Genomic DNA, 22,251 nt, shown 5'->3' on the forward strand with positions numbered 1-22,251 from the left:
GCAAGCGGTTTCCGTTCGCCTATCGGTAACAGAAGTCCGCATTGCGGAAATCTGGCAGTGGCTTCAGAGGCCGGGGGCTCCGTAGACCGGGAACCAGCGCGACTTGTCCTGCTCGATGGCGAGGTCGTCGCCGATCAGCGCGGCGATCTGCAGCTCCAGTGCCGTGTCGCGGTTGGCCTTCCCCTGGGGCGCGAACGGGTAGAAGGTGCCGCGCTTGTACAGGTAGACCAGGGCGAACTTGCGCCCCCGCGCGTCGGCGAACGTCACCAACGAGCACAGCAACGACGGCCCGAACCCTGCGCTCTCCAGACTTGAGTTGACGGCGTGCAGATCGGTGACCAGGTCGCTGATCCCGGTGGATTCCCCGGGATCGGTGCGCAGGACCAGCCATGTGTAGCCGTACTCGTCCTGGACCGGCTCCACCGCGGGCCCGCCGTCGGCGTTGAGGAGTTCGGTCACCTCCTGTTGAAGGGTGGCGAACGCCTTTCCCTCCGCTGCCCGAAAGGCCACCGAACCCGAACCGGTGGGTGCGAACTCCGACGTGGCCTCCAACGTCACGGCCGATGACGGCAACCCGAACAACTGGTCGAGGTTGGGCTTGGCCGGCTTGGAGCGGCCCAGCAGTGCTCTGAGGAAGCTCACGGATCAGGGTCCTTTTCTGGTTCGGGCTTCGATGGGCTCAGGCTCCGGTTCCCAGATGACGGGAGATCCCGGCCAACTGGGCGAGTCGCTGCTCGACCGGGGGGTGGGTGGCGAAGATCGAGCTGATGCTGACGCCCTTCTTGGAGAACGCCGGGGTGAAGAAGAAGGCGTTGAAGGGTTCGGCCTTGCGCAGGTCGTCGGTGGGAATTCGGGCCATGTCCCCGGTGATCTTGGTGAGCGCACTGCCCAGTGCAGAGGGGCGTCCGGTGAGATAGGCCGCCGCACGGTCGGCCGACAGCTCGCGGTAGCGCGAGAGAGCGCGGGTCAGCACGAAGCTGAGCGCCCACACGATCGCGCTGACCACGACCACCAGCAGCGCGATCATGGCCGGGCTGGGGCCGTTGTTGTTGCGGCCGCCCCCGCCGAAGACCGCGACGCGCAGCCCCATCTGGGTGAGGAAACCGGCCACGATCCCGAGAAAGCCCGCGATCGTCATCACCATGACGTCGCGGTGCGCCACGTGGGACAGCTCGTGGGCCAGCACCGCCTCCAGTTCCTCGTTGTCGAGGCGGCGCATCAACCCGGTGGTGGCGCAGACCACCGCGCTCTTCTCGTTACGGCCCGTGGCGAAGGCGTTGGGCACATCGGTGCGGGCGATGGCGACCTTGGGTTTGGGCATGTCGGCCAGCGCGCACAGCCGGTTGACCACGGCGTGCAGCTCGGGCGCCTCCTGCGGGGTGACCTCGTGGGCACCCATCGCGTAGAGGGCGATCTTGGCGGAGGAGAAGTACTGGAAGAGGGCGAAGCCCACGACGATGAGGCCGACCAGCCACACAGGCATCCCCACCAGGACCAGGGCGACCACGAAGGCAATGTAGACGAGGACGAGGATCGACATCGTCAGGACCATCCGGGTGGTGAGCCCCCGGTCGGGAATGAACTTGCTGCCTGCCACGGCTTCGCCTTTCGCCGGATCCGCTGGTGGGAAATACCCAGCTACCAGCGAAGCTTAGGTGGAAAAAGTTGGATTCTGGTTAGAGCGCGCCGCTGCTCCAACGGTTCCATCCGGCCGGTCACGACCCGGAGGCGAAAACGCAACGGCCGCCGCGACGCGATGTCGCGGCGGCCGTGAGCCGGACCGTCAGGGGTAACGCCTTCGGGGCCGTCTAGCCGACGTCGGGGATGAGTCCCTCGTCGCCGAGCATCTGACGGACCTCGTCCATGCTGGCGTCCGCCGGGGGCAGGATGAACTGCGACGGCGCCAAGGAGTCCGCGGGCAGCGGCTTGCCACCCTCACGGACCTTCTGCAACAGGTCGTGCAGCGCGCCACGGAAGTTCTCCTCGCTGCCGGACTCGATCGCGTCCTCGAGGGTGCGGTCGAAAGAGTTCAGCAGTTCGAGGTCGGCATCGGACAGGTCGAGCTGCCCTTCGCCCATGATGCGGACGATCACGCGTTCCCCCCCTGCTGACCAGAGGCGTTGCCGCCTTCGATCTGCGGGGTGGACGCTCCGCCGCCGCCGAGCTGACGCTTCATCTGCTCGAGCTCGGCCTCTACACCCGTGGTGCTGGCCATGCGGTCGAGCTCTGCCTGAATGTCGTCGCGGGGCGCACCGGAGACGTCGTCGAGCGCACCGGAGGCCAGGAGCTCGTCGACGGCGCCCGCGCGCGCCTGCATCTCGGCGGTCTTGTCCTCGGCTCGCTGGACCGCCAGGCCGACGTCACCCATCTCCTCGGAGATGCCGGAGAACGCCTCACCGATCTGCGCCTGTGCCTGCGCAGCGGTGTAGGTGGCCTTGATGGTCTCCTTGCGGGTACGGAAGGAGTTGACCTTGGCCTGAAGGCGCTGAGCGGCCAGGGTGAGCTTCTGCTCCTCGCCCTGCAACTGCTCGTGCTGCGCGCGCAGGCCGTCGATCTGGGACTGCAGTCCCGACTTGCGGGTGAGGGCCTCTCGGGCAAGGTCCTCACGGCCCTGCCCCAGAGCGGCCTGTCCCTGGTTGGTCAGCTTGTTGGCCTGCTGGTCCAACTGCTGGATCTGGAGTTCGACCCGCTTGCGCGAGGTGGCTACATCGGCCACCCCTCGCCGGACCTTCTGCAGCAGTTCCAACTGCTTCTGGTACGAGTAGTCGAGAGTCTCGCGAGGGTCCTCGACTGAGTCCAAGGCTTTGTTGGCCTTGGATTTGAAGATCATGGAAAGTCGCTGAAACACGCTCATTGGCGTGGCCGTCCTCTTCTCGGTCCGTATCGGCTGTTCCCAGCGGGCGCTCTAGCCAACCCTACGCGCTATGGCAAGAGGTCGCCATGAAGCGCGAACCGGTTACCCTGATGGAGTGTTCCGACGTCGCTCCGCCCCAGCATCCCAAGAGCAGGTTATGAGCAGCTCCGCTAGTTCCGAGGCCGGTCAAGCGCCCAGCGGTAAGGGTGTCTCCGACAAGAAAGCGGCCCCCACGCCCAAGCGCAGTGAGTCCGCCAACAACCTCCGCAGGCCGCTCAGCGCGCCCCAGACTCGCAAAGAAGCCTATAAGCAGTACCGCGAGCGGGAACGCCGCCGGATGCAGCGAGAGCGCGCCGGACTGAGCAAGGGATCAACCGATCCCTACACGCGGCCGCAGGACGAGGGCCCTGTGCGGGCCCTGGCCCGCGACTACGTGGACTCCCGGCGCAGCATCAGCGAGTTCTTCCTGTACTTCTCGCTGGCCATCATCGTGCTGTTGTTCCTGCCGATCCCAGAACTCCAGTTGGGCGCCACCTACGTGGTGTGGCCGCTGATGATCGTCACCATGATCACCGAGGGCATCTTCACGGCCCGCCGGGTCAAGGCGATGATCGCCAAGCAGTACCCCAACGAGACCAAGAACGTGCGCGGCGCAGGCATGTACGCGGTGATGCGCCAGCTTCAGATCCGCAAGCTGCGCCTGCCCAAGCCGCGGGTGAAGCCCGGCGACGAATTCCTCTCGAAACACCGCTGATCTGGGCCGACCGGGTTTTCGAGAACCCTGCGCCCTAGAGTTCGGGGTATGGAGTTTCGTCATCTTGGCAGCAGCGGCCTGGTCGTCAGTGAGATTTCCTACGGCAACTGGATCACCCACGGGTCCCAGGTCGAGGAGGAGTCAGCGGTGGCCTGCGTACACGCCGCCCTCGACGAGGGCGTCACCACCTTCGACACCGCTGACGTCTACGCGGGGGGCCGGGCCGAGGAGGTGCTGGGCCGGGCCCTGAAGGGGCAGCGCCGTGACGGCCTGGAGATCTTCTCCAAGGTGTTCTGGCCGACGGGCGAAAGCCGTAACGACCGCGGCCTGTCCCGCAAGCACATCGTGCGCGGCGTCGAGGACTCGCTGCGCCGGCTGGGCACCGACTACCTGGACCTCTACCAGGCGCACCGGTTCGACCACGGCACACCGCTCGAAGAGACCCTTCGCGCTTTCGACGACCTGGTCCGCCAGGGCAAGGTGCTCTACATCGGAGTGTCGGAGTGGCGCGCCGAGGAGATCGAGCGGGCTCTGGCGATCGCTGACGCGCTGGGGCTACAGCGCCCCGTGTCCAACCAGCCGCAATACAACATGCTGTGGCGGGTCATCGAGTCCGAGGTCGTGCCGGCGAGCGAGCGCGGCGGCCTCGGACAGATCGTGTGGTCCCCGATCGCCCAGGGGGTACTGACCGGCAAGTACCCGCCGGGCCAGGCCCCGCCCGCGGGGTCACGGGGCACCGACGAGAAATCGGGTGCGCGGTTCATCAAGCGCTTCCTGGACGATCAGGAGCTGCTCACCAGGGTTCAGGGACTGTCCGGATTGGCTGCGGAAGCCGGGCTGACCCAGGCCCAGCTCGCGGTGGCGTGGGTCCTGCAGAACCCCAACGTGTCCTCGGCGATCGTCGGCGCCTCACGGCCCGAGCAGGTGCGCGACAACGTCCAGGCGGCAGGGGTCCGGCTCGATGCCGGGCTGCTCGCCCGGATCGACGAACTGCTGGGCGACTCCGTCCAGCGCGACCCCGCGCTGACGCAGAGCCCTGAGGCGCAGCGCTAGAAAGCCCGGTGCGGGCCGCCCGTGAAGCGACCGCCCGCACCCCGATGACCGCGTCCAGCGCTCAGGAGTCCTCGCTGAGACTCATCGTGTAGATCACCGCGTCGTTCTCCAGCAGTGTCACGCGCTCGACGCCCTCCGCCCGGAGTTCACGCCAGCTCTCGCCCAGCCAGCTCTCGGCGTCGCCCTTGGACGACAGCATCTCTTGGGGCAGGGCCGTGTTCGGGTCGGCAAGGACCGTTCCGTCGGCTCTCTCGTACCGCCAGCTCCACGCCATGGACTACCTCTCACTGGGCCGAGTCGGTCACCAGGGAGCCTATCCAGCACCGGGGGTGAGAAACCGGATCCCGGCCGAACAAGCGCTCGGCACCGGGTATGGGGTTAACTGTCGCACGTGCGAATCCGTCTCTCCGGCACAGCGGGCCCGTCCGGTTGGCCTGCTCCCAATTGCCGTTGTGCCTCTTGCAACCGCGCGTCACACAACCGGCGCCTACCGGTCAGGGTGACCGTTGACGACGCGTTCACGCTGACCGGCCCCGACGGGCCGCTCCCCCGTCATCTGCCAGCCGGATACTCCCTGGTCGAGACCGTCTACGGGACCCGGGTGGACGGGGCCGACGGAGGCCGACTGCTGTATGCCAGCCCCGGAGCCCCCGCCGAGCCGCCCCGGGACATCGGCGCCCCCGGCACTCCGGTCCCCGAACATCAGGTGGACCTGGCCCTGGTGGATGCAGCGGGGGCTCCGGAGACCATCGGAGCGCTGCGTCGTGCCGGGGTCGTGGGTTTCACCACCGCCGTGGTGGCGGTGGGCGGCGACCACCGGGTGCACTCCCCCGCCGAGTTCGCACGCCGGGCACGACTGTGGGGAGCGCTGGCCCCCTCCGACGGCCAGGACCTCACCTGTCCGCCCGCAACCTGGCCGCCGCCTCGGGTGCGCGGGCCGTACCGGGTCCTGATCACCGGGGGCGCGCGCTCGGGCAAGTCCACCGAGGCCGAACGGCGGCTGCTCGGCGAGCCCGACGTCCTCTACCTGGCCACCGGGCCCGCACCCGACGACGACCCCGCCTGGGCCAAACGGGTGGCCGCCCACCAGGAGCGGCGCCCGACGTGGTGGCGCACCGCCGAGACCCTGGACGCGGTGGAGGTACTGGCGCAGGCCGACGGCGCGGTGCTACTGGACTGTGTGGGCACGTGGCTGTCGGGGACGATGGCGGAACTGGGGATGTGGGACGAGGAGGCCCCCGGCGACGCCGAGGACCGGCTGGCCGCCCGGATCGACGAACTCGTCGCCGTTTGGCGTCGATGCGACGCCTACGTGGTGGCGGTCACCAACGAGGTCGGCTCGGGCGTCGTCCCGGCGACGACGAGCGGCGGGGTGTTCCGCGACTGGCTGGGGCGACTCAACCAGCTGCTGTCGGCCGAATGCGAGGAAGTCGTCCTGGCGACGGCCGGGCGCGTGGTGCAGCTGCCGTGACGCCGGTGGTCCGCGACGCGGTGGACGGGGCCCGCATGGCCGTGGGCACCCTGACCGCCATCCCGGTCCGGGTCGTCCGGGTGGACCGTGTGGTCGCCGGTTGGGCGATGGCTCTGGCGCCGCTGGTAGCGGTACTGCTCGGGGGGCTCTGCGCAGTGGTCCTGGCCGCGGCCCTGACCGTGGGGCTGGACCCGTTGTTGGCATCGGTGCTGGCCGTGGGTGCGTTGGCGGTACTTACCCGGGGGCTGCACCTGGACGGGCTGGCCGACGTCGCCGACGGCTTGGGCAGTGGCCGACCTCCTGAAGGCGCTTTGGCCGTCATGCGACGGTCCGACATCGGCCCGTTCGGCGTGGTCGCCCTGGTGATGACCGTGCTGGTCCAGGTGCTCGCCCTGGCTTCCGTCGTCGAGTCGGGCGCACTCACAGCAGCGCTGGCCTTGGGAACCGGCCTGCTCTCGGGACGTCTGGCCATCACCTGGGCGTGTGTACGGGGAGTGCCCGCGGCACGCTCCGAGGGTCTGGGCTCGTTCGTGGCCGGCAGCGTCGCCCCGTGGGCGGCGACCCTGGTCAGTGCGGCAGTGGTGGCTGGCTGCCTGCTGGCCCGCCCCGGGTTCGTACCTGCGCTGTTGCTGGGGTTGGTCGCCGCCGCGGTGCTGCTGTGCCATACCCGGCGCCGCCTCGGCGGGATCACCGGCGACGTCCTGGGCGCCCTGACCGAGACCGCGACGACGACTGCGCTGTTGGTCACCGCCGCCTCCCTGAGCTGAACAGCCCTTGCGCCACCCGGCTGTAGTCAGTCTCACATTTCTTCACACCCGCCCCCGGCGACGCCGACGGCGGACGGTAGGGCCGCACCACCCCGCAGAATCGGCGGCGCAGGGGGCTGCACCGCGCTCCCAGCACCGTGTACGACCCCTGGCACGGGGGCGAACAGGTGTTTTCAGCGCCTTGACTCCTTCCGGGAATCCTTGGGCGGTTTTGTGCCCGACCAGGGAGGCGCGTCCCCAGCCGCACGTGGCAAGGACTAGCATCGAGGTCGTGAGCACGTCGCTGGCAGTCATCACCGAGTCCCCAAGTTCGCTCGACGTCAACGCGGTAGTCGTCGGTTACCACTCCGGGGCCGATGGCCCGGAGCCCGCGTCGGGCGCTCACGACGTCAACTCCGCCTTCACCGGCGGACTCGGCCGGGCCCTGGCTCTGCTGGGAGCCACCGGAGCCCTGGAGGAGGTGAACACCATCCCTGCTCTGGGTGCCGTCAAGAGCCCCCTCGTCGTGGCGGTCGGCCTGGGCGACGCCCCCGTTGAGGGCGAGAGCGTCACCGCCGACACCCTGGCCCGCGCCACCGGCACCGCGTTGCGCTCCTTGGCCGGCAAGTCCCGGATCGTCCTCGCACTGCCGGCCCAAAGCGCCGAGCAGACCGGGGCGATCGCGCTGGGCGCACTTCTTGGCGGCTACTCCTTCGACCGCTACCGCACCTCTGCCACCGACTCCCCGGCCGAGTCGGTCTCCGTGGTCAGCACCGCCGACGGCGCCGCCGAGGCGGTGAACCGCGCCGAGGTGCTGGCCTCTTCGGTCAATCTGGCCCGTGACCTGGTGAACACGGCCCCCGCCGACCTGAACCCCGAGGACTTCGCCGGAATCGCCGAGGAGGTGGCCCGCGAAAGCGGTCTCGCCGTCGAGACCCTCGACGAGCAGGCGTTGGCCGAGGGCGGCTACGGAGGCATTGTCGGCGTCGGCCAGGGGTCGGCCAATCCGCCCCGCCTGGTGCGGTTGTCCTACACCCATCCCGACGCCGCCAAGACGATCGCCTTCGTGGGCAAGGGCATCACCTTCGACTCCGGCGGCCTGTCGCTGAAGCCCGCGGCCTCCATGGACTGGATGAAGTCCGACATGGGTGGCGCGGCCTCGGTCCTGGCCGCACTGCGCGCGATCGCCGCACTGCGGCCCGCGGTGAACGTCGTCGGATACCTCGCCATCGCCGAGAACATGCCCAGCGGAACCGCGCAGCGCCCCTCCGACGTCCTGACCATCTACGGCGGCAAGACCGTCGAGGTGCTCAACACCGACGCCGAGGGCCGTCTGGTCATGGCCGACGCCCTGGTGCGCGCGCACGAGGACGCCCCCGACCTGATCGTGGACGTGGCCACCCTCACCGGTGCGCAGTTGGTCGCGCTCGGGACCCGGGTGTTCGCAATCATGGCCAACGACGACGACGTGCGCGCGCGGGTCGCCGACGCCGCGGCCGAGGCAGGCGAGGCCGCCTGGCCGATGCCGCTTCCCGTCGAACTCCGAAAGGGCCTGGACTCGTCCGTCGCCGACATCGCCAACGTGGCGGGCGAGCGCTGGGGCGGAATGCTCAGCGCCGGGATCTTCCTCAACGAGTTCATCGCCGAGGGCGTCAAGTGGGCTCACCTCGACATCGCCGGACCGGCCTTCAACAGTGCCGGCCCGCACGGTTACACCCCCAAGGGCGGAACCGGCTCGGCTACGCGCACCCTCGTGCGCATTGCCGAGTCCTACGCCGGGAACTGGTAGAAAGCAAGACGGCCGGGCGCGCCCGATGTGTCCGGCCCCGTCAACGGTCCGCCTGAAAGCACCGAAACAACCAAGGAGTGTCCTTCCCGTGAGTGAGAGCGGCGGCACATTCGACCTCGTCATCCTCGGCGCCGGCAGCGGCGGCTACGCGGCCGCCATCCGCGCCTCCGAGCTGGGCCTGAGCGTCGCCCTTGTCGAAAAGGACAAGCTCGGCGGCACCTGCCTGCACTACGGATGCATCCCGACCAAGGCACTGCTGCACGCGGCCGAGGTCGCCGACAGCGCCCGCGAGAGCGAGAAGTTCGGCGTCAAGGCCACCTTCGAGTCGATCGACGTCGAGGGGGTGCACAAGTACAAGGACAAGGTCGTCAGCGGCCTGCACCGCGGCCTGGGCGGCCTGCTCAAGGCGCACGGGATCACCATCGTGGAGGGCGAGGGCAAGCTCACCGCCGAGAACCAGGTGACCGTGGACGGCAAGGTCTACGAGGGCGCCAACATCATCTTGGCCTCCGGATCCAAGCCGCGCACCCTGCCGGGGCTGGAGCTGGACGGCGAGAAGATCATCTCCAGCAACGACGCGCTCAAGCTCGACCGCGTCCCCGAGTCCGTGATCGTGCTGGGCGGCGGCGTGATCGGCGTGGAGTTCGCCAGCGTGTGGCGCTCCTTCGGCGCCGAGGTCACCATCGTCGAGGCTCTTCCGCACCTGGTCCCGGTCGAGGAGGAGTCCAGCTCCAAGCTGCTGGAGCGCGCCTTCCGCAAGCGCGGCATCAAGTACGAGCTCGGCACCCCGTTCGAGAGCGTCAAGACCACCGACTCCGGTGTCAGCCTGACCCTCAAGGGCGGCAAGACCGTCGAGGCCGAGCTGCTGCTGGTCGCCGTCGGCCGCGGCCCGGTCTCGGAGGGCCTGGGCTACGAAGAGGCCGGGGTCCAGCTGGAGCGCGGCTTCGTCAAGGTGGACGAGAACCTGCACACCGGCGTGGGCAACATCTACGCCGTGGGCGACCTCATCCCCACCCTCCAGCTCGCGCACGTGGGCTTCGCCGAGGGCATCTTCGTGGCCGAGCACATCGCCGGGCTCAACCCGGTGAACATCGACTACGACGGCGTCCCGCGGGTCACCTACTCCGAGCCCGAGGTCGCCTCTGTGGGCATCACCTCCGCGACCGCGGCCGAGCGCGGTATCGAGACCACCGAGTTCGTCTACAACCTGGGCGGCAACGGCAAGAGCCAGATCCTGCAGACCCAGGGCGCCGTCAAGCTCATCGCGCAGAAGGACGGACCCGTCATCGGCGTCCACATGGTCGGCAGCCGGGTCGGCGAGCTGATCACCGAGGGACAGCTGATCTACAACTGGGAGGCCCTGCCCTCCGAGGTCGCGCAGCTGATCCACGCCCACCCGACCCAGTCCGAGGCCCTCGGTGAGGCCCACCTCGCACTGGCGGGCAAGCCGCTGCACGTCCACGACTAGTTTTCCCCGCCGTGGGCAGCGGGCGGGCCCAGTCCAGGGCCCGCCCGCTGCCGTTTTCCAGCCTTGCGACACAGTTCATACAAGAGGGACAAATGTCAACTTCTATTTCCATGCCCGCGCTGGGCGAAAGCGTCTCTGAGGGCACTGTCACCCAATGGCTCAAGAAGGAAGGCGACACTGTCGAGGCCGACGAGCCCCTTCTCGAGGTCTCCACCGACAAGGTGGACACCGAGATCCCTTCGCCGGTCTCGGGTGTGCTGACCAAGATCCTGGTCGCCGAGGACGAGACGGTCGATGTCGGTGCCGAGATCGCCGTCATCAGCGAGGCCGGCGAAGCCCAGGCCGAGCCCGCGCCCGAGGCCGCACCGGAACCGGAGCCCGAGCCCGAGCCGGCCCCCGAACCCGAGCCGGCCCCCAAGGCCGCTCCCGCTCCTGAGCCGGCTCCCGCCCCGGCCCCCGCAGCCCGCTCCGCCAAGCGCGAGGACGACCTGCCCCCGGTGGATCTGGAGACGCTCAGCGGCACCGGCCAGGTGTCGGGGACCGACACCGACGCCTACGTGACCCCGCTGGTGCGCAAGCTCGCCTCCGAACAGGGCGTGGACCTGTCCGCGGTGGAAGGCACCGGAGTGGGCGGACGCATCCGCAAGCAGGACGTCCAGGACGCTGCGCGCAAGCAGCGCGAGCAGCGCACCGCCGCCCCGGCCGCCCCCGCCGCCGCGTCCGCGGCTCCCCGTCGCAGCGGCCCCGCCGACACCAGCCTGCGCGGTCGCACCGAGACCATGTCCCGACTGCGCCAGACCATCGCCGAGCAGATGGTGGAGTCGCTGCGCGTCTCCGCCCAGCTCACCCAGGTGATCGAGGTGGACGTCACCAAGATCGCCCGGCTGCGTGACCAGGCCGCCGAGGCGTTCCAGTCCCGCGAGGGTGTCGAACTGGGCTTCTTCCCGTTCTTCGCGCTGGCCACGGTCGAGGCACTGAAGGTGCACCCCAAGCTCAACGCCGTCATTGAAGGCACCGAGGTCACGTACCACAGCATCGAGAACCTGGCGATCGCCGTGGACACCGAGCGCGGTGTGCTGGCGCCGGTGATCAAGGACGCCGGTGACCTCAACCTCGGTGGCCTGGCCCGCAAGGTCTTCGACCTGAACGAGCGCGCCCACACCGCCGGTCTCAACCCCGATGAACTGAGCGGCGGCACGTTCACGCTGACCGACACCGGCGGCGACGGTGCGCTTTTCGAGACCCCGATCATCAACCAGCCGCAGGTGGGCATCCTGGGCACCGGGACCGTGGTCAAGCGCCCGGTCGTGGTGGACGACCCGCAGCTGGGCGAGGTCATCACGGTTCGCTCGATGGTGTACCTGGCGCTGAGCTACGACCACCGTCTGATCGACGGTGCCGACGCGGCGCGGTTCCTCGGTGACGTGCGCGAGCGCCTGGAGGAAGGCGCGTTCGAGGCGGAGCTGGGCCTGGCCTGACCCCCCTCTGCCCCGTCCGCCGTGCGGGCGGGGCAGCGCGGACCGTATCCGAACCGGTTCGGTGAGGACTCGCGGAAAAGCAGTGTGGCGGCACCCTTATACGGGTGCCGCCACACTTTTTACCCCACCATCATCCCCTGGTGATCCCCACCACCAAAGGTCTGTGTGCGCCCGTGCGCGCTACGGGCGACCGTCGAAGACCCGGGGGAATTTCTTCACACCCCGCATCTCCGTTAATACTCAGCGTAGTTCATCCCTGGTACCGCGTGTGACGGATCCATGGAAAACCTTTAGGTTTTCTCCGCTGGGGCGCGCCCTGGCGCGTTCTCTCCCCGTCTCGGGGTAACTCTTGGGTCATGAGGATCGCGATCACCGGGGCCTCCGGGCTCATCGGCTCGGAACTGAGCCGCTCCCTAACCGCAGACGGCCACGACGTCGTGCACTTGGTCCGCAGACAACCGCACACCATGGCCGAGGTCCGCTGGGACCCCGAGGGCAACACAGTGGACACCGAGGGGCTTGCGGGGGTGGAGGCGGTGGCACACCTGGCCGGGGCCTCTCTGGGGCCGGCCAGGTGGACGGACGCGCGCAAGCGACTGATCCGGGAAAGCCGCACCGTGGGCACCGAGACATTGGCCACCGCACTGGCCGGCATGGCCACCCCGCCGGCACGTCTGGTGTCCGGCTCGGCCATCGGTTTCTACGGTGACACCGGAAACGAGGCCGTCACCGAGGGGGCACCGCGCGGACGCGGCTTCCTCGCCGATGTGACGGCCGACTGGGAGGCAGCCACCGCCCCCGCGCAGGAGGCGGGGATCTCGGTGGCCCACGCCCGCACCGGTCTGGTCCTGGCACGCTCGGGCGGCCTGCTGGGCACCGTCCTCCCGCTTTTCAGGGCGGGGCTGGGCGGCCGGCTCGGCAGCGGACGCCAGTACATGAGCTGGATCTCACTCGCCGACGAGGTCGGTGCCCTGCGTTTTCTGCTGGAGCGGCCCGACATCACCGGTGCGGTCAACCTCACCGGTCCCGAGCCGGTGACCAATGCGGCCTACACCAGGGAGATCGGCCGCATTCTGGGGCGCCCCACCGCGCTTACGGTGCCGGGGTTCGCAATGCGTGCGGCACTGGGCGGATTTGCCGACGAAGCCGCTTTGGTCAGCCAGCGAGTGCGCCCGAAACGCCTGCTGGACTCAGGTTATTCCTTCCACAATCCCGACGCCGGAAGCGCGCTGACCGCCATCCTCGGCCGGTAGCGCCGGGGCGTAAGGTGGAACGCGTGAGCGAGCTCCTGTATCAGTGGTTGGGCGAGGCACCGGTCCCCTACGAGGAGGGCTGGGAGCTTCAACGGCAGCTCCACAGGCGCCGTGTCGCCGACCAACTGCCGGACACCGTGCTGCTGTTGCAGCACGAACCCGTCTACACCGCGGGGAAGCGCACCGGCCCCTGGGACCGGCCGCAAAGCGACCCCGGTGCACCTGTCGTTGACATCGACCGCGGCGGCAAGATCACCTGGCACGGCCCCGGCCAGCTCACCGCCTACCCCATCGTCAAACTCGCCGATCCGATGGACGTCGTCGCCTACGTGCGCATGCTCGAGGACGCGATCATCGGCCTGATCAGCGAATTCGGTCTGGTCGGCAAGCGGGTGCCGGGGCGCACCGGAGTGTGGTTGGACGCCGCGCCCGAGCGGGGGCTCATCGAACGCAAGATCGCGGCGATCGGCTGCCGCGTCTCCCGCGGGGTCGCGATGCACGGATTCGCAGTGAACTGCGACAATGACTTGTCGTGGTTCGACCGGATCGTCCCGTGCGGAATCTCCGACGCCGGTGTCACCTCCCTCTCCGCGGAGTTGGGGCGCACCGTCGGTGTGGACGACGTCCTGGAGCCGACCCGGCGCCATTTGGCCGCAGCGCTGGGCGCGCCGACCTACAGCAGCGCCCACGGTCGGCCCGCGCTCCCCGAGTTCGCGGACGCTTGATCCCCATGCGCACCGAGTGGACCCCCACGAGGGGTGAAGGAAAGGAAGACCGCGTTGAGCATCGCTCCTGAGGGACGCAAGCTGCTGCGTGTCGAGGCCCGCAACAGCGCGACTCCCATCGAGAAGAAGCCGCCGTGGATCAAGATCAAGGCGAAGATGGGGCCGGAGTACACCGAGCTCCACTCGTTGGTCAAGAGCGAGGGCCTGCACACGGTGTGCCAGGAGGCCGGCTGCCCCAACATCTACGAGTGCTGGGAGGACCGCGAGGCAACCTTCCTCATCGGTGGCGACTCCTGCACCAGGCGCTGCGACTTCTGCCAGATCGCCACGGGCAAGCCCAGCCCCCTGGACCGGCGCGAACCCCTGAAGGTCGCCGAGTCGGTACGCAAGATGGAGCTCAAGTACGCCACCGTCACCGGTGTCGCCCGCGACGACCTCGACGACGGCGGGGCCTGGCTGTACGCCGAGACGGTCCGCAAGATCCACGAGCTCATCCCGGGCACCGGTGTCGAACTGTTGATCCCCGACTTCAACGCCGACCCTGAGCAGTTGGCCGAAGTCTTCGGGTCGCGCCCGGAGGTGCTGGCGCACAACATCGAGACGGTGCCGCGCATCTTCAAGCGCATCCGACCGGGTTTCCGCTACGAGCGCTCCCTCGAAGTGATCACCCGTGCCCGCGAGGACGGTCTGGTCACCAAGTCCAACCTGATCCTGGGCATGGGCGAGGAGCGCGAGGAGATCAGCCAGGCGATGCGCGACCTGCACGAGGCGGGTTGCGATCTGCTCACGATCACGCAGTATCTGCGCCCCTCCAAGCTGCACCACCCCATCGACCGTTGGGTGAAGCCGCAGGAGTTCGCCGACCTCGGCAAGGAAGCCGAGGAAATCGGCTTCGCGGGGGTCATGTCGGGTCCGCTGGTACGTTCCTCCTACCGTGCGGGACGGCTGTACAAGCAGGCGATCGAGAAGCGGGAAGCCGCGGTCCCCACCCAGTCCTGACAACGTGATCAACCTGAAACGGCAGCCCAGGGGCTGCCGTTTCACGTATGCGCTCCGATTCGCCCTATCCTGGGGACATGGCGAAAAAGCCCAAGGACACCCAGACCGGCCCGGCGACCGACGCCCAGGGCACGGACGGCGCTGAGAAGCCGCCCGGCAGAATCAAACAGCTCCGCATGGTCGCCAAGGTCGTGCGGCAGCAGAGCCCCAGGAGCATCCCGATCGCCGTGGCGATCGGGCTGGGGATCGTGCTGCTGGCCGTCCTGATTGGCTTCTTCACCGGCAGTCTCCTGTTCGCGATCCCGTTGGGCATCAGCATCGGCCTGCTGGCCGGCTTCATCGTCTTCACGCGCAGTGCCCAGCAGGTCCAGTACAAGATGCTGGACGGCCAGTTGGGGGCGGGAATGGCGATCCTGCAGAACATGCGCGGCGACTGGACCGTCGAGCCCGGCGTCAACGCCAACCGCAGCATGGACATCGTGCACCGCGCGGTGGGCCGGCCCGGAGTGGTGCTGGTCGGCGAGGGCGACCCCCATCGGCTCAAGCAGCTGATCGCCGCGGAGCGCAAGCGCGTCTCCCGGGTCGCCTACGACACCCCCATCTACGACGTGCAGGTGGGCAACGGCGACGGTCAGGTCAAGGTCTCGGAGTTGCAGAAGCGGATGCTGAAGCTGCCGCGCAACCTGGACAAGCCGCGGGTGGCGGAGCTGCGCTACCGGCTCAAGGCAATGCCGGCAGCCGTCCAGACCCCGCGGGGCCCGATGCCCAAGGGCGTGAAGATGCCCAAGCCGCCCAAGCAGAACCGCTGACTCGCCACAGCAACTTCTCGGCCCCTGTGCAGCACGTGCACAGGGGCCGTTCTCGTCGGCGCGGAGCGCTTCTTTCAGAGGCGGACGCTGATGGTGCCGGCCAGGCGGTCGTGGAGGCCACGCTGATCGCGGTCGTAGACGACCGCGGGGACGACAAGGCAGAGTAGGACGGTGCGCACGATCATCGCGACCGGCCAGGGCAGCGCCCGCTCGCCGGTGGCGGCAAGCCCGCTCCCGGTCAGCAGTTTGCCCGCGGTGGTGCCGAACAGGGTGAGCAGCACGATGACCATCACCGCGAACACCGCGACGGGCAGCAGGGCCGCGCTGGGGGGCGTCCCGCCTTCCGGAGCCGGTGCGAACACCGAGGGTGCGCCGAACAAGGCGGAGGCGAGCAGGCTCGCCAACAGCCAGTCGATGATCAGGGCGACCACCCGGCGACCGAATCCCGGCACCGAACCGGAACCGCTCTCCGGCCGGCCCAGCCGGTTGCCCCTGTACTCGAACTGCGTCTCGTCCGCGTCTCCGGGTCCGAAAGTCCCGGCGCGGCCGTCGCGGCCACCTGCATCACCCATGGCATCCACGGTACTGGCGACTCTTCAGGGCCCCTTACCGGGTCTACCGTGGACGATCGTCAACATGGGGAAGTCTTGACCCTGAAAGACGTTGATTCCTGAGGTCAAACGGGAAAACCACCGTCTCCGTAACATGCGTGAAACATATGGGACACGGGTCGGAAATCGCACGCTCTTAGCGTCAAAGTCGTAGCCGGGAGGTGGCGGGGGTCGGATGTTCGCGACGAAGCGAACCGCCTACCCGCGCGACCTCTTACACCTGCACGGAGGTAATTTTGTTCAGCAGTGCCGATGAGGTCCTCGCCTATATCCAGGAAGAGGACGTCCAGTTCGTTGACGTCCGGTTCACCGATCTGTTCGGTGGCGTCAACCACGTGACGCTTCCGGTCGAGAACATCGATGCGGACTTCTTCACCAACGGCCAGATGTTCGACGGGTCTTCGATCCGCGGCTTCCAGGCCATCCACGAGTCGGACATGGTGCTGCTCCCCGACCTCAGCACCGCGGTGATCGACCCGTTCCGCGAGTTCAAGACGCTGAACATCACGTTCTTCGTGCACGACCCCTTCACGCTGGAGTCCTACAGCCGGGACCCGCGCAACGTCGCCCGCAAGGCCGAGGCGTACCTGAAGAGCACGGGCATCGCCGACACCGCCTTCTTCGGCCCCGAGGCCGAGTTCTACATCTTCGACGACGTCACCTTCGAGACCAAGCCCAACGGTGGCTTCTACTCGATCGACTCCGTCGAGGGCGCTTGGAACACCGGCACCAAGAAGGAGGGCGGCAACCTCGGTTACCGCCCCCGCTACAAGGGCGGCTACTTCCCCGTCGAGCCGGGCGACCACTACAGCGACCTGCGTTCGCGCATGGCCCGCAAGCTGATCGAAGCCGGCATCCCGGTCGAGCTGCAGCACCACGAGGTCGGCACCGCCGGCCAGTCCGAGATCGGCTTCAAGTTCGGCACCCTGCTCGAGCAGGCCGACCGCGTGCAGCTGTTCAAGTACATCGTGAAGAACGTCGCCAACGAGGCGGGCAAGACGGTCACGTTCATGCCCAAGCCGCTGTTCGGCGACAACGGCTCGGGCATGCACTGCCACCAAAGCCTGTGGAAGGACGGCGCCCCGCTGTTCTTCGACGAGAGCGGCTACGCGCAGCTCTCCGACACCGCGCGCTACTACATCGGCGGTCTGCTCAAGCACGCTTCCTCCCTGCTGGCGTTCACCAACCCGACGGTGAACTCCTACCACCGTCTGGTTCCGGGCTACGAGGCCCCGATCAACCTGGTGTACTCGCAGCGCAACCGCTCCGCCTGCGTGCGCATCCCGCTGACCGGTTCCAACCCCAAGGCCAAGCGCCTGGAGTTCCGGGTCCCCGACCCCTCGGCCAACCCGTACCTGGCGTTCTCGGCCATGCTGATGGCCGGCATCGACGGCATCAAGAACAAGATCGAGCCGCCGGAGCCGCTGGACAAGGACCTCTACGAGCTTCCTCCGGAGGAGGCCGCTGAGATCGCCAAGGTTCCCGCCTCGCTGGACGCGGTGCTGGACAACCTGGAAGCCGACCACGACTACCTCGTGGAAGGTGGCGTCTTCACCGAGGACCTCATCGAGACCTACATCGACTACAAGCGCACCGAGGAGATCGACTCCCTTCGCCTGCGCCCGCACCCGCGGGAGTTCGAGCTGTACTACGACATCTAAGAGTTGATCGCCGTGGCCTGCGCCGCTGGGAGATCTTTTCCCACCGGACGCACACCTGGCGGGCTCTGAGGGTCGCAGGGGCCATCGACGGCACACGCCGTCGATGGCCCCTCTCGTTTCTCTGCGCCGAGGCGGGCACCATGAGGACGCGGGTGGGCGGCGCACCTTCAGGACCGGCACGACAGAGGCAATCGGCGTCGCGAACGCTGGTCCCCCGTCCGCGACCACGGACGCGAAGAGGTTCCGCAGGGTGCGCCGGCCGGGCTCGGGTGACGGCTCGTACCGCTTCCGCGGCCTCCGAGGATCGATCGCACCGACGGCCTCCATCGGTTGACGCCGCTCCCCGCCGTCGTCCCCGGCGGTTTCGCGCCCTCCCGGCCATCGCCCGGAAGCCCCGGGCGAATGCCGACCCGCCCCCTCAGCCGCCGTGCAGGGCGGGGTCCAGGTCGAGGCGCAGGATGTGGACGAGGACGGCGCGCACGTCCTCTGCGGTGACGGTGTCCTCGGCGAACAGGGCTTCCAGGCACAGGCCGTCGGTCGCCGCAACGACCGCGCGGACGGCCACCGGATCGTCGGTGTAGCGGCGGGCGATGTCGGCGACCAGGTCGATCCAGCGACGCGCGACCGGGCGCAGTGCGGGACGGCGCGCCGCCAGGAGGGTCAGCTCGTACTCGGCGAGCATCCGGCCGCGGCCGGCGTGCCCCGCGGCCGCGATGAGCTCGGCCACCCCTGCCCCTACCCGGTCGCCCTCGACGAAGTCGCGCAACTGACGGGCGTAGGCGTCGGCGGCGTCGGTGAGTGCGGCGACGAGGAGGTCGTCCAGGGTGGCGAAGTAGTAGACGGCGGAGCTCGCGGGCACCTCGGCCTCACGCGCCACCGCCCGATGGGAAAGCCCCGCCACACCGTCGCGCTCGATCACCCGCAGGGTGGCCGCGATGATGGCGGCTCGGCGACGCTGTCCGCGCGCCCGCCGCCCGTCGTCGTGCTCGCTCGCCTCGGGCATGCTTCCCGCTCTCCTTCCACCGGGTCTTTTGGACTGCGCGGTCAGACCCTAGTGGGCCGCCCCGAGCTCCAGTGCCAGAACCCCGGCGATCACCAGGCCGATCCCGCCGGCCTGGATCCAGGTGAGTCCCTCCCCCAGGAACAGGGCTCCGATGAGCGCCACCAGCGCGACGCCGGAGGCCGCCCAGATCCCGTAGGCGACACCGACCGCCATCCCGCGGTTGAGCACCTGGGCCAGGATGGCGAAGGCGGCGAGGTAGGCGACGACAGTGATCACTGAGGGGATCGGCTTGCTGAACCCCTCAGAGAACCGCAGCGCGACCGTCCCGGTGACCTCGGACACGATGGCGAGGGCGAGCAGTGCGTAGACCACGGGACACCTTCCATAAAGTTGAACAATAGTTCAACTTTATGGACGCGTTTTCGACGATGTCAAACCCGTCCGGGGCCCGCTCGCGACGGGCCCCGGACACGGTCAGCTGTCGTAGAAGACGCGCTCCATCACTGCCCGGGCGCGGCGCGTGGCGCGACGGTACTCCTCCAACAGCCGCTCCCCCGGCCCCTCCGCCTCGTCCTCGGAACCGTAGCCCAGCGCGGCGGCGACCGCGGTGCGCTCGCGCAGGTCGGCGGGGATCAGGTCGCCGCCCTTGTTGCGCACGAGCATGATCGCACCGCGCACCCGGGAGGCCAGCCGCCAGGCGACCTCCAGCGTCGCGGCGTCGTTGACGTCGAGCAGGCCGCGCTCGACCGCCACGTCCAGGACCCGGATCGTGCCGGTCGTGCGCAGCTCCGGGATCTCGTGGGCGTGGCGCAACTGGATGAGCTGAGCCACCCACTCCACGTCGGAGAGGCCGCCGCGCCCCAGCTTGGTGTGCAGGGTGGGGTCGGCACCGCGCGGCAGCCGCTCGGACTCCATCCGTGCCTTGAGGCGGCGGATCTCCAGCAGCGTCTTCACCGAGATCCCGTCTTTGGGATAGCGGATCGGGTCGATCAGCGCGGTGAAGCGCTCCCCCAGTTCGGCGTCGCCGGCGATGGGGATGGCGCGCAGCAGTGCCTGGCTCTCCCAACTGGCCGACCAGCGCTGGTAGTAGGCGGCGTAGGAGTCGAGGGTGCGTACCATCGGTCCGTTCTTGCCTTCGGGGCGCAGGGCGGCGTCCAGGCGCACCGGGGGCTCGGCCGCGGGCAGTTCCAGCAGCCGGGTCAGCTCGCGCACGATGGCGCCCGCGGTCTCGGTGGCCGCGGCCGTGTCCGCACCGGGCAGCGGGGCGTGCACGTACATCACGTCGGCGTCGCTGGCGTAGGTCAGTTCGTTGCCGCCGAACCTGCCCATCCCGATGACGCAGAGCCGGGTACACGGCTCTTCCCCCCTTTGATGGGCCACCCGTTCGGTGGCGGCGCGCAGGGCCGCGTCGATGGTGACCGCGGAGATCGCGGTGAGCGCGTCGCCGACCCCGTTGACACCGGTCACGCCGAGCAGGTCGGCTGCGGCCGTGCGCAGCAGCTCACGGCGCCGCAACGCACGCACCGCGGCCACCTGGTTCTCGGCCGTGTCGTGGCGGCGCAGCGCGGCATCGGCCTCCACGATCAACTCGACGTTGCGGCGCTGGCGCAGGTCGGAGTCGTCGGCGAGGACGGCCACCGACTCCGGGGCACGCAGGAGCAGGTCGGTGACGTAGCGGCTGGTGCCCAGGAGCCACGCCATCCGCTCGGCGACGCGAACGTCGTCGCGCAGCAGCCTCAGGTACCACGGCGTAGTACCGAGCGCCTCGCTCACCTGGCGAAATCCCAAAAGTCCGGCGTCGGGGTTGGGGGCGTCGGCAAACCAGCCGAGCATGACCGGCAGGAGGGTGCGCAGGATGGCGGCCCGCCTGGTCACGCCCGCGGTCAGGGACTCCAGGTGCCGCAGCGCGCCGCGCGGGTCGGTGAAGCCGAGTGCCTCCAGCCGGGCCCCGGCCTGCGCGGTGGACAGCCGCGCTTCCTCTCCCGGCAGCCGGGCGACCGCTTTGAGCAGCGGGCGGTAGAACAGCTTCTCGTGCAGGGTGCGCACCTGTCCGGCGCGGCGGCGCCAGGTGGCGGTGAGGTCGGCGACGGGGTTGACGCCGAATCCCAGCGAACGGCCGAGGCGGCGCAGTTCGTCCTGTCCGGAGGCGGTCTTGGGATCGGGCAGCAGATGGGTGCGGCGCAGCCGGTAGAGCTGGAGCAGATGCTCCACCCTGCGCAGGAACCGGTAGGCGTCGGCCATCTCGGCAGCGTCGTCGCGGCCCACGTAGCCGCCGTGCGAGAGCGCGTCGAGCGCCACCAGGGTGCCGCCCGAACGCAGTGTCTCGTCGGTGCGCCCGTGCACCAGCTGCAACAACTGGACCGCGAACTCGATGTCGCGTAGGCCGCCGGGACCGAGTTTGAGCTGGCGGTCGGCCTCCGCGCGGGGAATGTGCGCCTCCACCCGGCGGCGCATGGCCTGGACGTCCTCGACGAAGTTCTTGCGCCCGGCCGCCTGCCAGACCAGCGGGCTGATCGCCTGGACGTAGGCCGCGCCCAGTTCGGGGTCGCCGGCGATGGGGCGGGCCTTGAGCAGCGCCTGGAACTCCCAGGTCTTGGCCCAGCGCTCGTAGTAGGCGAGGTGTCCCGACAGCGGGCGCACCAGGGGCCCATTCTTGCCCTCGGGCCGCAGCGCGGGGTTGACCTCCCACAGGGTGCCCTCGGCGTCGGTCTCCCCTGGGATGCGCATCATGGCGGCGGCCAGACGGGAACCGGAGCGCAGTGCGGCCTCGGTGTCCACGGTGTCGTCGAGGGGCTCTGCGACGAAGACCACGTCCACGTCGCTGACGTAGTTGAGCTCGCGCCCACCGCACTTGCCCATTCCGATGACGGCGATCCGGCAGCGGGCGGCGTCGTCGGGGAACTGGGCGCGTGCGATGGCCAGGGCGCCCTCCAGGGTGGCGGAGGCGAGGTCGGCCAGTTCCGCCGCCACCTCGTCCAGACTCTGCAGGCCGGTCAGATCCCGCCCGGCAAGGCGCAGCACCCTGCGGCGGTAGGCCAGGCGCAACGCGTGGGCCACATCGGCGGGCTCGCCGTCGGAGAGGTCGGCCGTGGGCGCGGGCGAATTGGGGTCGGCTCCGACCGTGTGCAGCAGTCCGGTACGCAGTTCTTCGGTACCGGGAAGGCGCGCGGCGTCGGCGCCGAGCAGCTCCCGCCAGTCACCGGGATGGCGTGCCAGATGGTCGGTGAGGGCGGTACTGGCACCCAGCACGCTGATCAGTCTGGACCGCAGTTCCGCGTCCTCGACCAGTGCGGTGCGGATCTCCTCGGCCTCGGTGGAGCGCTCCACGAGCCGGGTGAGACCCAGGAGCGCGAGGTCGGGGTCGGGGGCCGCGCTGAGCGCGTCCACGATCACCGCGTGCGGACCGGGGTCGAGTCCCGACTCGGCCATCAGCCGCACCGAGCGTGCACCGTCACCGAACCCGCGGCGCGCCAGCGCCCCCGCGGTCATCTCCGAACCATTCCGAGTCGCCACGACGACAACCGTAGTGCGCGCATGCCCGGTGGGGTGGAACCGAGGCCCCTTCCTGAGTGGATGT

Annotated in this window: 21 protein-coding genes; 12 read left to right on the top strand and 9 right to left on the bottom strand. The window is 69.1% G+C overall.

The annotated features are described in order from the left end of the window. Positions 1-63 precede the first annotated feature (63 nt). The 4 genes from pspAB to AC0VYP_RS16770 all read right to left on the bottom strand — a co-directional run bounded on the left by pspAB (position 64) and on the right by AC0VYP_RS16770 (position 2,854). Positions 64-642 carry a PspA-associated protein PspAB gene (gene pspAB / locus AC0VYP_RS16755; RefSeq protein WP_285756960.1) on the bottom strand — a complete coding sequence of 193 codons (579 nt, stop codon included), beginning with the start codon at positions 640-642 and terminating at the stop codon, positions 64-66. Positions 643-679: 37 nt separating this feature from the next. Then, complete coding sequence (gene htpX, locus AC0VYP_RS16760; RefSeq protein WP_475470624.1) at positions 680-1,597, bottom strand: zinc metalloprotease HtpX; 918 nt, start codon at positions 1,595-1,597, stop codon at positions 680-682. A gap of 211 nt (positions 1,598-1,808) precedes the next feature. Further along, a complete protein-coding gene (gene pspAA, locus AC0VYP_RS16765) occupies positions 1,809-2,093 on the bottom strand; it encodes a PspA-associated protein PspAA (RefSeq protein ID WP_285756962.1) in 285 nt (94 codons plus the stop codon). Beyond that, complete coding sequence (locus tag AC0VYP_RS16770) at positions 2,090-2,854, bottom strand: PspA/IM30 family protein (RefSeq protein ID WP_475470625.1); 765 nt, start codon at positions 2,852-2,854, stop codon at positions 2,090-2,092. The genes pspAA and AC0VYP_RS16770 overlap by 4 nt, the downstream gene beginning before the upstream one ends. Before the next feature lie 157 nt (positions 2,855-3,011). Between AC0VYP_RS16770 and AC0VYP_RS16775 the strand changes: the two genes are divergently transcribed. Next, complete coding sequence (locus AC0VYP_RS16775) at positions 3,012-3,608, top strand: DUF3043 domain-containing protein (RefSeq protein WP_285756964.1); 597 nt, start codon at positions 3,012-3,014, stop codon at positions 3,606-3,608. 48 nt (positions 3,609-3,656) lie between these two features. Next, on the top strand, positions 3,657-4,661 hold the full coding sequence (locus tag AC0VYP_RS16780) for an aldo/keto reductase family protein (RefSeq protein ID WP_285756965.1): 1,005 nt from the start codon (positions 3,657-3,659) through the stop codon (positions 4,659-4,661). Between the two features lie 61 nt (positions 4,662-4,722). On the opposite strand, the gene AC0VYP_RS16785 is transcribed toward AC0VYP_RS16780, so the two are convergent. Next, positions 4,723-4,935 carry a hypothetical protein gene (locus AC0VYP_RS16785; protein WP_475470627.1) on the bottom strand — a complete coding sequence of 71 codons (213 nt, stop codon included), beginning with the start codon at positions 4,933-4,935 and terminating at the stop codon, positions 4,723-4,725. Between the two features lie 225 nt (positions 4,936-5,160). Here AC0VYP_RS16785 and AC0VYP_RS16790 point away from each other — a divergent pair, with 225 nt between their 5' ends. The 9 genes from AC0VYP_RS16790 (at position 5,161) to AC0VYP_RS16830 (ending at position 15,399) form a co-directional block, all read left to right on the top strand. Further along, the gene (locus AC0VYP_RS16790; RefSeq protein ID WP_285756967.1) at positions 5,161-6,132 is read left to right on the top strand and encodes a bifunctional adenosylcobinamide kinase/adenosylcobinamide-phosphate guanylyltransferase; all 972 of its coding nucleotides are present in this window, start codon (positions 5,161-5,163) and stop codon (positions 6,130-6,132) included. Positions 6,133-6,167: 35 nt separating this feature from the next. Next, the gene (locus AC0VYP_RS16795) at positions 6,168-6,899 is read left to right on the top strand and encodes an adenosylcobinamide-GDP ribazoletransferase (protein WP_475474269.1); all 732 of its coding nucleotides are present in this window, start codon (positions 6,168-6,170) and stop codon (positions 6,897-6,899) included. A gap of 271 nt (positions 6,900-7,170) precedes the next feature. Continuing rightward, positions 7,171-8,667 (top strand): leucyl aminopeptidase, encoded by a 1,497-nt coding sequence (locus AC0VYP_RS16800; RefSeq protein WP_475470628.1) that lies wholly within the window; start codon positions 7,171-7,173, stop codon positions 8,665-8,667. Between the two features lie 88 nt (positions 8,668-8,755). Then, positions 8,756-10,135, top strand: a complete 1,380-nt coding sequence (gene lpdA, locus AC0VYP_RS16805; RefSeq protein WP_285756969.1) for a dihydrolipoyl dehydrogenase — start codon at positions 8,756-8,758, stop codon at positions 10,133-10,135. An 11-nt stretch (positions 10,136-10,146) separates the two neighbouring features. Next, a complete protein-coding gene (sucB, locus tag AC0VYP_RS16810) occupies positions 10,147-11,613 on the top strand; it encodes a 2-oxoglutarate dehydrogenase, E2 component, dihydrolipoamide succinyltransferase (protein ID WP_475470630.1) in 1,467 nt (488 codons plus the stop codon). Positions 11,614-11,969: 356 nt separating this feature from the next. Beyond that, on the top strand, positions 11,970-12,866 hold the full coding sequence (locus AC0VYP_RS16815) for a TIGR01777 family oxidoreductase (RefSeq protein WP_285756971.1): 897 nt from the start codon (positions 11,970-11,972) through the stop codon (positions 12,864-12,866). A gap of 23 nt (positions 12,867-12,889) precedes the next feature. Further along, positions 12,890-13,591, top strand: coding sequence for a lipoyl(octanoyl) transferase LipB (gene lipB / locus AC0VYP_RS16820; protein ID WP_285756972.1), 702 nt, complete (start codon positions 12,890-12,892; stop codon positions 13,589-13,591). Positions 13,592-13,645: 54 nt separating this feature from the next. After that, positions 13,646-14,590: a lipoyl synthase gene (lipA, locus tag AC0VYP_RS16825; protein ID WP_285756973.1), complete on the top strand. Its 945-nt coding sequence runs from the start codon at positions 13,646-13,648 to the stop codon at positions 14,588-14,590. A 77-nt stretch (positions 14,591-14,667) separates the two neighbouring features. Further along, the gene (locus tag AC0VYP_RS16830; protein ID WP_285756974.1) at positions 14,668-15,399 is read left to right on the top strand and encodes a DUF4191 domain-containing protein; all 732 of its coding nucleotides are present in this window, start codon (positions 14,668-14,670) and stop codon (positions 15,397-15,399) included. 74 nt (positions 15,400-15,473) lie between these two features. Here the strand turns inward: AC0VYP_RS16830 and AC0VYP_RS16835 are convergent, their stop codons facing one another. Next, on the bottom strand, positions 15,474-15,971 hold the full coding sequence (locus AC0VYP_RS16835) for an RDD family protein (protein ID WP_285756975.1): 498 nt from the start codon (positions 15,969-15,971) through the stop codon (positions 15,474-15,476). A gap of 275 nt (positions 15,972-16,246) precedes the next feature. On the opposite strand from AC0VYP_RS16835, the gene glnA reads away from it, so the two are divergent. Beyond that, positions 16,247-17,671 (top strand): type I glutamate--ammonia ligase, encoded by a 1,425-nt coding sequence (glnA, locus tag AC0VYP_RS16840; RefSeq protein WP_285756976.1) that lies wholly within the window; start codon positions 16,247-16,249, stop codon positions 17,669-17,671. Positions 17,672-18,089: 418 nt separating this feature from the next. Here the strand turns inward: glnA and AC0VYP_RS16845 are convergent, their stop codons facing one another. From AC0VYP_RS16845 to AC0VYP_RS16855, 3 genes are all read right to left on the bottom strand, one after another. Next, complete coding sequence (locus AC0VYP_RS16845; RefSeq protein WP_285756977.1) at positions 18,090-18,674, bottom strand: TetR/AcrR family transcriptional regulator; 585 nt, start codon at positions 18,672-18,674, stop codon at positions 18,090-18,092. Positions 18,675-18,722: 48 nt separating this feature from the next. After that, positions 18,723-19,046 (bottom strand): DMT family transporter, encoded by a 324-nt coding sequence (locus AC0VYP_RS16850; protein ID WP_285756978.1) that lies wholly within the window; start codon positions 19,044-19,046, stop codon positions 18,723-18,725. A gap of 102 nt (positions 19,047-19,148) precedes the next feature. Further along, positions 19,149-22,163: a bifunctional [glutamine synthetase] adenylyltransferase/[glutamine synthetase]-adenylyl-L-tyrosine phosphorylase gene (locus AC0VYP_RS16855; RefSeq protein ID WP_475474271.1), complete on the bottom strand. Its 3,015-nt coding sequence runs from the start codon at positions 22,161-22,163 to the stop codon at positions 19,149-19,151. Positions 22,164-22,251 lie beyond the last annotated feature (88 nt).

Source organism: Nocardiopsis sp. iso_186 (assembly GCF_056173365.1).

Bases quoted from the DNA above. Each gene is read 5' to 3' on its own strand.
- AC0VYP_RS16770 (WP_475470625.1), bottom strand. From the start codon at position 2,854: ATGAGCGTGTTTCAGCGACTTTCCATGATCTTCAAATCCAAGGCCAAC.
- AC0VYP_RS16775 (WP_285756964.1), top strand. From the start codon at position 3,012: ATGAGCAGCTCCGCTAGTTCCGAGGCCGGTCAAGCGCCCAGCGGTAAG.
- AC0VYP_RS16780 (WP_285756965.1), top strand. From the start codon at position 3,657: ATGGAGTTTCGTCATCTTGGCAGCAGCGGCCTGGTCGTCAGTGAGATT.
- AC0VYP_RS16785 (WP_475470627.1), bottom strand. From the start codon at position 4,935: ATGGCGTGGAGCTGGCGGTACGAGAGAGCCGACGGAACGGTCCTTGCC.
- AC0VYP_RS16795 (WP_475474269.1), top strand. From the start codon at position 6,168: ATGGCCGTGGGCACCCTGACCGCCATCCCGGTCCGGGTCGTCCGGGTG.
- AC0VYP_RS16815 (WP_285756971.1), top strand. From the start codon at position 11,970: ATGAGGATCGCGATCACCGGGGCCTCCGGGCTCATCGGCTCGGAACTG.
- AC0VYP_RS16830 (WP_285756974.1), top strand. From the start codon at position 14,668: ATGGCGAAAAAGCCCAAGGACACCCAGACCGGCCCGGCGACCGACGCC.
- AC0VYP_RS16835 (WP_285756975.1), bottom strand. From the start codon at position 15,971: ATGGGTGATGCAGGTGGCCGCGACGGCCGCGCCGGGACTTTCGGACCC.
- AC0VYP_RS16845 (WP_285756977.1), bottom strand. From the start codon at position 18,674: ATGCCCGAGGCGAGCGAGCACGACGACGGGCGGCGGGCGCGCGGACAG.
- AC0VYP_RS16855 (WP_475474271.1), bottom strand. From the start codon at position 22,163: ATGACCGCGGGGGCGCTGGCGCGCCGCGGGTTCGGTGACGGTGCACGC.